Source organism: Paenibacillus germinis, from assembly GCF_013141785.1.
Taxonomy (GTDB): Bacteria; Bacillota; Bacilli; order Paenibacillales; family NBRC-103111; genus Paenibacillus_E; species Paenibacillus_E phytorum.
The window spans coordinates 21,015-28,208 of sequence record NZ_WHOC01000075.1; the positions used below are offsets into that span (position 1 = coordinate 21,015).

The 7,194-nt window shown below is 34.8% G+C and carries 8 protein-coding genes and 1 pseudogene; all 9 read right to left on the minus strand.

Translation table 11 applies throughout. The features are described 5' to 3' along the window. Positions 1-326 precede the first annotated feature (326 nt). Positions 327-1,460 (minus strand): hypothetical protein, encoded by a 1,134-nt coding sequence (locus tag GC102_RS15135; RefSeq protein ID WP_171690285.1) that lies wholly within the window; start codon positions 1,458-1,460, stop codon positions 327-329. Between the two features lie 885 nt (positions 1,461-2,345). Beyond that, positions 2,346-2,891, minus strand: a pseudogene (locus GC102_RS40330) (tyrosine-type recombinase/integrase). An 87-nt stretch (positions 2,892-2,978) separates the two neighbouring features. Then, positions 2,979-3,188, minus strand: a complete 210-nt coding sequence (locus GC102_RS40335) for an integrase (protein WP_312883284.1) — start codon at positions 3,186-3,188, stop codon at positions 2,979-2,981. 141 nt (positions 3,189-3,329) lie between these two features. Further along, on the minus strand, positions 3,330-3,920 hold the full coding sequence (locus GC102_RS15145) for a VanZ family protein (RefSeq protein ID WP_171690286.1): 591 nt from the start codon (positions 3,918-3,920) through the stop codon (positions 3,330-3,332). A 220-nt stretch (positions 3,921-4,140) separates the two neighbouring features. After that, the gene (locus tag GC102_RS15150; RefSeq protein WP_171690287.1) at positions 4,141-4,449 is read right to left on the minus strand and encodes a hypothetical protein; all 309 of its coding nucleotides are present in this window, start codon (positions 4,447-4,449) and stop codon (positions 4,141-4,143) included. Between the two features lie 105 nt (positions 4,450-4,554). After that, positions 4,555-5,055 carry a hypothetical protein gene (locus tag GC102_RS15155; RefSeq protein ID WP_171690288.1) on the minus strand — a complete coding sequence of 167 codons (501 nt, stop codon included), beginning with the start codon at positions 5,053-5,055 and terminating at the stop codon, positions 4,555-4,557. 252 nt (positions 5,056-5,307) lie between these two features. Then, positions 5,308-6,102, minus strand: coding sequence for a hypothetical protein (locus GC102_RS15160; RefSeq protein WP_171690289.1), 795 nt, complete (start codon positions 6,100-6,102; stop codon positions 5,308-5,310). Then, on the minus strand, positions 6,095-6,664 hold the full coding sequence (locus tag GC102_RS15165) for an RNA polymerase sigma factor (protein WP_171690290.1): 570 nt from the start codon (positions 6,662-6,664) through the stop codon (positions 6,095-6,097). Before GC102_RS15165 ends, GC102_RS15160 begins: the two co-directional genes overlap by 8 nt. A gap of 212 nt (positions 6,665-6,876) precedes the next feature. Continuing rightward, positions 6,877-7,194: NUDIX hydrolase (locus tag GC102_RS15170; RefSeq protein ID WP_376769374.1), on the minus strand; the 318-nt coding region annotated here is incomplete at its 5' end.

Sequence of the window (7,194 nt, forward strand, 5' to 3'; positions counted from 1 at the left end):
AGATGTAAATGCTCTGAATTCATTATCGATATGAATATCAAATCATTATCAGAATGGCAACTCCACTTAACAATAAAAGACGAGTTGTTGTTAAAATGGCTTGAAATTGACATAGCTTTAGCAGCAAACATGTTTAAAAATGACTTTTTTTATTTTCCACATTTAATAAAAGAACCTGGAGCAATGCAGCTTATATTAAATTATTACGATTTCAAACGGACTCAGCATGGTAAATAAAATGCCTTTGTGTAACAATATCAAGCCTATTATTTCTGATCCATCGTTTTGTTTAACCGCAAAAGATAACGGTTTATAATAAAGACTAACTATAAACCATAACCAAATTTGGTAATCCCGTTCTTTTCTGCTCGGTGTAAATATGCATTCAACAGAAAATACTTCTCATCAAAATTATTACATTCAAGTAAAAATGTAGGTAGCCATTTCTTCTCAACAAGATCTTGGAAATAGACTTCTCCCATTTTATTAGAATGATTTTCTATCAGGTATTCATAAATCTTCCGAAACTCATAACCTCTACCCAACTTCGGCCAAAATTCGATCAATTGAATGTCCATATTTTCTAAATTTAACTTTATGCGTGGTATTAATGAAAGAAGAAATTCCTTATATTCATCAATGATATCAATATCTAACCCCTCGACTGCGGTTATATTAACCTTTAAAAGATCATAAATGTTTGGTATTTCATTCGAATAACCGTAGCGTACTCCGATTCTTGAATTGTTCTCCTTCAATAATAGTTCAAGTTGTTTTAAGGGATCGGTTAAAGAAGCAATTGGTTTAGTCCGATACAGAGTAAGATGCTCTTCAAGGGTAACTTCTACTTTGTTTATCAAATCATTAAGAAGGTTATATCTCAATTCAGCATACTTACTTACATCATCTAACTTTACACCGAAAAAGGTGTCGTCTTTTCCTGGCAAATTACTATATAAAACGGCATTAAAGTCTGCGTCACTTCCCGCTACTTTGCCAGCCGACCAACTCGAGTAAAATCTCTCCCCATTTTGTTTATTATAACCGTCTACGCTTGTCAAATTAACGGGATGAGTTCCGAACACAGCCCTAATATGCTTAAAGTAAATGTCATCACTTATACTGCTTTGTTTAAATATAGTAGAATCTTGCGACAATGGGTTGGTATTTTCACCACATATTACTCTGTATAATTGTTGTATCGATTCAATCAAGATATCGACCGTAACAATGTATTGCATTAAATTTAGTGAGGCAAGTGAATTGTGACCAAAATTGGGTGATTCAATCTTAAAAAGTGGAAGACCTTCTGCTGCAACATCAATCCAATCCATGGCTGAGCAAATTATATTCCATTTATTTTTTCCATCACTATTTGCAAACAGTTGCCTAAAGATAGGTTTCCTATTTACTGCATCACGGAATCTTGTTATTAGTTTAGCATCAATTGTGATCGTCATATACTTCACTCCTCAAGTAAAATACTTTTGGCATATCATATCTGTTTTCATTTGAAATTTATACATATATTTGTTGAGTAACCTTTCAAAACTGAAAAAGGCTGCCCTTCGGGCAACCCTTTGTTAAGACTATACCCGAAATATATTATCAAACACGCTCAACTCTTAAGTGATTATTGGCTTAACCTGCGACGATTCGCGATTATCTTTCTTCGTAATAAATGGAACGACCTCTGATGAGGTTGTGAATACGAAGCAACGTTAATTTTCTTGCTACCACGATGGACCAGCTTGATGAATTCATAATTTTACAGGAGAAGGATGTAACTTAGCCCATAAGTTTGCCGTTTTGGAACGCTTCTGCTTCCAATTTACCATGGAAAAATTATGCTTCCAAAAAGAACAAATAGAAATTTCGACGCAATTAATCTTTAATTTATTTACATTTTTCACTAAATATATTCTAATCTTAATATATATATAATCAAGTAACACCGTCTATAGATGGATACATTTTGGTGGTTCTTTAGTAATGAATAAAATGTTGTCAACCGATATAGAACTTTTCGCCGTAGCATTATCACAAGTATATGTTGTCGTAAGCAAAGATGAAATGCTCGACAATGCTGGAATTATTCGTGAATATTGCAAGGATTTCGTGAGAGTTGGAGACTCATGTTTCGCTCGAAATATGTATCAATTCAATGTAATATTAAAATAACATAAACTAGCCAAGTCTATTACATGAATTGTGCTAAGCTAGGCTTATAAAACCGAACAATCAATTACTACCTGTTATTAATACCATCCAACTTAAGTGTTGTATCAATGAGCTAATAGTCCCCCACACTCATCTCTTGAGTAAAGGTAATACATTGAATAGACTTAAAAATAACGACGATATAATTCTCTTCTACGCTCACCGCGCAGTTGGGCGTAAATCTGAGTTGTAGATGCTTTCTCATGTCCGAGCATCCCCTGAATAAATTCTAACGGTGCACCGTTATCCAACAATTGGCAGGCATAAGTATGGCGAAATCGGTGTGGATATACATTCGCAGTAATATCACTACGTTTAGCAAGCTTTTTCAAAGACCAACGAATCGTTGGAATCGACAACCGACGGACCGGATTCGTTTCGGTGACAAACAATGCTTTACAAGTGTCATTTCTGCTCTCTAGTTACCTCTTAAGCCAAACCTTACACTCCGTAGTAAAATAAACCTCTCTTTGTTTGGATCCCTTACCATTTACAATTGCAGAACAGTTTTCCCAGTTGATATCTTCAAGGTTTATTTTCTGAACTTCTCCAACGCGGCATCCTGTGCAATATAGAAACTCTAATAATGCGTGCTCTCTATGAGATCGACAGGTAATCTTAAGATGAATTACGTCCTCTTCAATTAGAAATTTCGGAATTCGTTTGTCCATCTTTGGTTCCCTCAACTTAATAGAAGGATTCGGCGTGAGATGTCCTTCTTCAAATGCAAACCGAAAAAGGGAACGCACAAATCGAATTCAATGGCCTAAACTACTAGGTTTTAATCTCTCTGATACCCTAGCCAAATAGTCCTTAAGTAAGATTAGAGATATTCCCTCTAGTTCAAGATCACCAAGATCAAGAACTAACATATTTAATTGTAAAGCGTATGCTTTCATTGTGTGCGAACTAAATCCCAAAATACGTTTATCAGCTTCATACAGATTCCACAAATCCTTCAAATTCATAATAAAAACCCTCCCAAGTTTTGTTAACTCTAGTTTTACTAGAAATAGGAGGGTTTAATCTTATATTCAATTTTATCCTAGCGATTACCGTCTTCCTACTGTGCAACAAGTAAACGATTCTTATTGAGGTAACGTTATCCGTTAGCGTAACGGGTTCATTTCTTTTCCGTTGTGACGGTTTTGTAAGGATTGGATAAATCTACTTGATAACGCGATGAATAAGTAGCCAATAGAGCCGCCTAAAGTATTTAATATGAGATCATCAATATCAAACTCGCGACTTCTTACAAAACCTAAGTATCCGAGTATAAACTGGGAACTTTCTATGGTGAGGCTTACGAGAAAGACGGTGAAAATAGATTTCGAAATTCGTTTAGATTTGAATAACAACAGTAAATAAACTCCAAACGGTGCCAACATTATCAAATTATAAAACGATAACTTTACGGAATTCCAAAAGAACCAATCAAACCCATTATTTCGATAAATATTTATCCAGTCACCGATAAAATAAAATGGGATTAGTTGCATCAAAACTGGGGCGGAATCATTCTGAGGAGGAAATATAATACCTCCCGTTGTCACTTGAACTACATTTAGTAAGTAAAAAATAAAACTATAAAAAATTACTCTACTAATAAAGCTCTTGGTTTTATTTCTAATGAAATCAATAAGAACATACAGAATCAAGATTAATGACCCTATTGTGACAGCATTATAAATTGAATACAATCTTATTCACCTTGTTCCTACAAAATTATATGATGTACAGATATATCCACTTATAAAAATACCATTTCCCCATCATGTTTCCAACATACTTTTGAACTAACCTGCCCTTTACTTGAGAAAAGGCAGCTGATCGAATTGGGTCACAGCCTTTCATCTTGTTATTGAACTCTCGTTTCTCGATAGTTCAATCACATATCGCAATCTATACTTATCCCAACCATTATGCTATTTTCATCTTCTGCTTTCGTTTGAATAAGTGGATAAGGTAATCTAAAAGAAACCCTACAATAATGAAAGTACAAAAATGAATTAAATACGCTTGGAAGCGAAAGGTAACTAAAACACTGCTATCCCCAAATACGCTATCATCTATCATCCAGGTTCTGAATTGCACAGTTCTTATCAGCCATGAGATTGGAGCAAATCCACTAAGAATAATATTTGCTATTCCACTCCCTAATTGATCGCTAAGACAAATGAAAATGCTCAATGCTGAAAACCAGAAAGTGAATTTTCTTAGAAGTATCATACATTTACCTCCTCCAACTTATTAACTGAAGCGTTTCTATCGCAAAATAAAAATGAGCAGGTTAAGAAGCCTTCATTCCGTGCTTTCAACGACGTTAGATCTTATCTATTGATTATTAATATAGCCTGATTTTAACAGAGCTTGTAGATAGTATAGAAATTCTTGATTTTCTAATGTACATTTTTCTGAATCAATCCCTTTTAATACTATAAGTTCATTTACTAATTTGTTACTCATTCCTTGAATTGTAAAGCTACTTATATATTGGTTTTCGCTTTCAAGGATAATATTTATTCTTCTTCCCGCATGAATTTCATCAATATCTTTGGTACTTAATTTTATTTCTTTTTTTAAATGTTCAAGCATAATGAAAATGGATATTTTCTCTTCTGCACTATACAAACTATTCAGGACTTCTTCATTTTGAATTGAATAACACTTACTTATTTTTTCATAATCCCCAAATTCCTTTTTATCAAGTTCAATAACTAAATACTTTTTCTTTAAGATGTTTTCAACCTCTTCTAAGGTAAATCTATTTGGTATTTTCAACTTTTTATACTTCTCCAATAATTCTTGCATCAAGGAATACAATATTGTTTCCATTAAAAATTCTCCTCATAGTCGCTTTCATTAATCTAACCCAAATAATACCATAAGATTGATAAAATGGACGAGGATAAAGTTTAACTATCCTGCCCGTTAACAAGGCTGCCATCGTTCCCGCGGCAGCCTTGTTGGAGTTCGTTATTCAACTATCATTTTCCGTTACTTCAATAGGCAACGATCATGCCGGCAGGCAGCCTATTTGTAATTATGATATCGATTTTCATATGTCAAAAGGCCGTTTACACATTATTATTTCAGATTTAACTTCTTTAAAACTTCTTTTAAACCATCATTTCTCTCTCTTATGCTATAAGTTTGAGGTCCTGAAATATTTATTGTAAGCAAAGCCCCATCTTTAAGTTCAATCCACACTATAGAACTAGTTTCTGTTTGCGTTACTGGGTAACCCTCTAGTTCAACCTTATCCGTCTCGAATCTCAACTCCATTGAACCAATATCTTGGAACTTTGAATAATAGCTATATTGGATCACAATAGGATCATTGTTAGCCTTTGAAAAAGAGGCTATGTAAGAGAAGGTGCCATCCTTCTGAAGAAAGGTATTTTCAAGTTTCCCCTCCCTGATTTGTTGCGATATTCTCCCTGGAATCCCAAATTCATCTTTTAACTCATAGCCGTCTGGCAAAGTCGGCAGTATAAATGGAACTGGAGAGATCCCCGCAACTACTTCCCGACCAACCTTATTTTCATTAAAAACCTTATCCGAAGCCGATTTCTTTTCTTGCTCTAATTCAAGATTTAAGCTGTTTGAGGTTCCACTTTGTTTAGAGAAAATCGGAACATGTCCAATATAGGTAAGAAGTTTAATCTTGCTTATTGCTGATTCCGCGTATGCTGTACCAACGATCAAAACCAAACTTAAGAGCAAACAAATAGTAACACTTTTTTTGATACTAAAAGGTTTCTTTGCCTTGATATTTGATGATAGCTGATTCCATGCTCTGCTTTCTAAGTGAGGATTCATGATTGAACTCTTTGCCGCCTGATTTAAAGCTTGTTTAACTTCACGCTCAATTTCATTCATGTGTCGCAGCCCCCTTCCTAAAATAACGTTCTTGGTTCAACTTGCTTCTTAATTTTATCAGTGCTTGATGAATCCGCCACTTTACTGTTCCTATAGGTACATTCAATACATTTGCAATTTCTTCTTGCGATAGCCCGTTAAAATATTTGAGAACAATAACAATCCTGATTTTATAAGGCAATAACTTTGTGATCTGATCCAACACTTCAGATTTCATTTCTTTTTGCTGCAGGATTTCTTCGGGTGTGTTGTGGTCTATTTCTTTGTCAAAGAGTAATGAGTCCGTCCTTTTCCAACCTAAAATCCCATTTTGTTTTCGCAAAGCATTCTTGGTAACATTAACAGTCACTCGATACAACCAATTCTCAAAGGGCTGTTGAACTTTATAGTGATGAATGTTAGTAAATAAATGGATGATTGTTTCTTGCGTAATATCATCTGCCAACGTGTTGTTACGAGTAATTAAATATGCAGTTTGGTGAATCGTTTTGCTATAAGTTTTAAACAGAAACCCGAAACCTTCCATATCTCCCCGCATGCATCTTTCTATAATTTCCTTCACTGTTCACCCTCCTTTCTAACTTATATACAATTCTCATTGCAATTTCGTTTGGTTTTCCCGAAAATTTCTCAAAGAATCAAAAAATTATTTTCAATTCTACTTCCCATTTGCTGAGAAAAGGCTGCCGATCTGCGGCAGCCTTAGACTTGATATTCATTAAACTATAGTTCCTCGTTAGTGCAAATATTTTTATAACACGAGCCCTCGTACAACTAAACATTTCTTTGAAGCTTGACATTACATTCTGACGTTGTTGCAGTGACGTACTCCATATAATTCACAGAGCCGTTAAAGTTCAAATAAGCTTTATAACGCATGCGGATTGCGGGTAAAGTAATCAAATCCAGAGCATTTTCCTTAGGAACCCACCTGCAATCGCTCGTTTCATCAGAAGTAGCTAACTCTCCCCCCACAGCTTTACACACGAAATCAAACATGACCTTCGTAGGAACATCAGTCACACCGTCATACCACTTATGGATCGCTGTATTCGAAACAACACTAATTAAATGGCTAACAGTGGCTTCTAT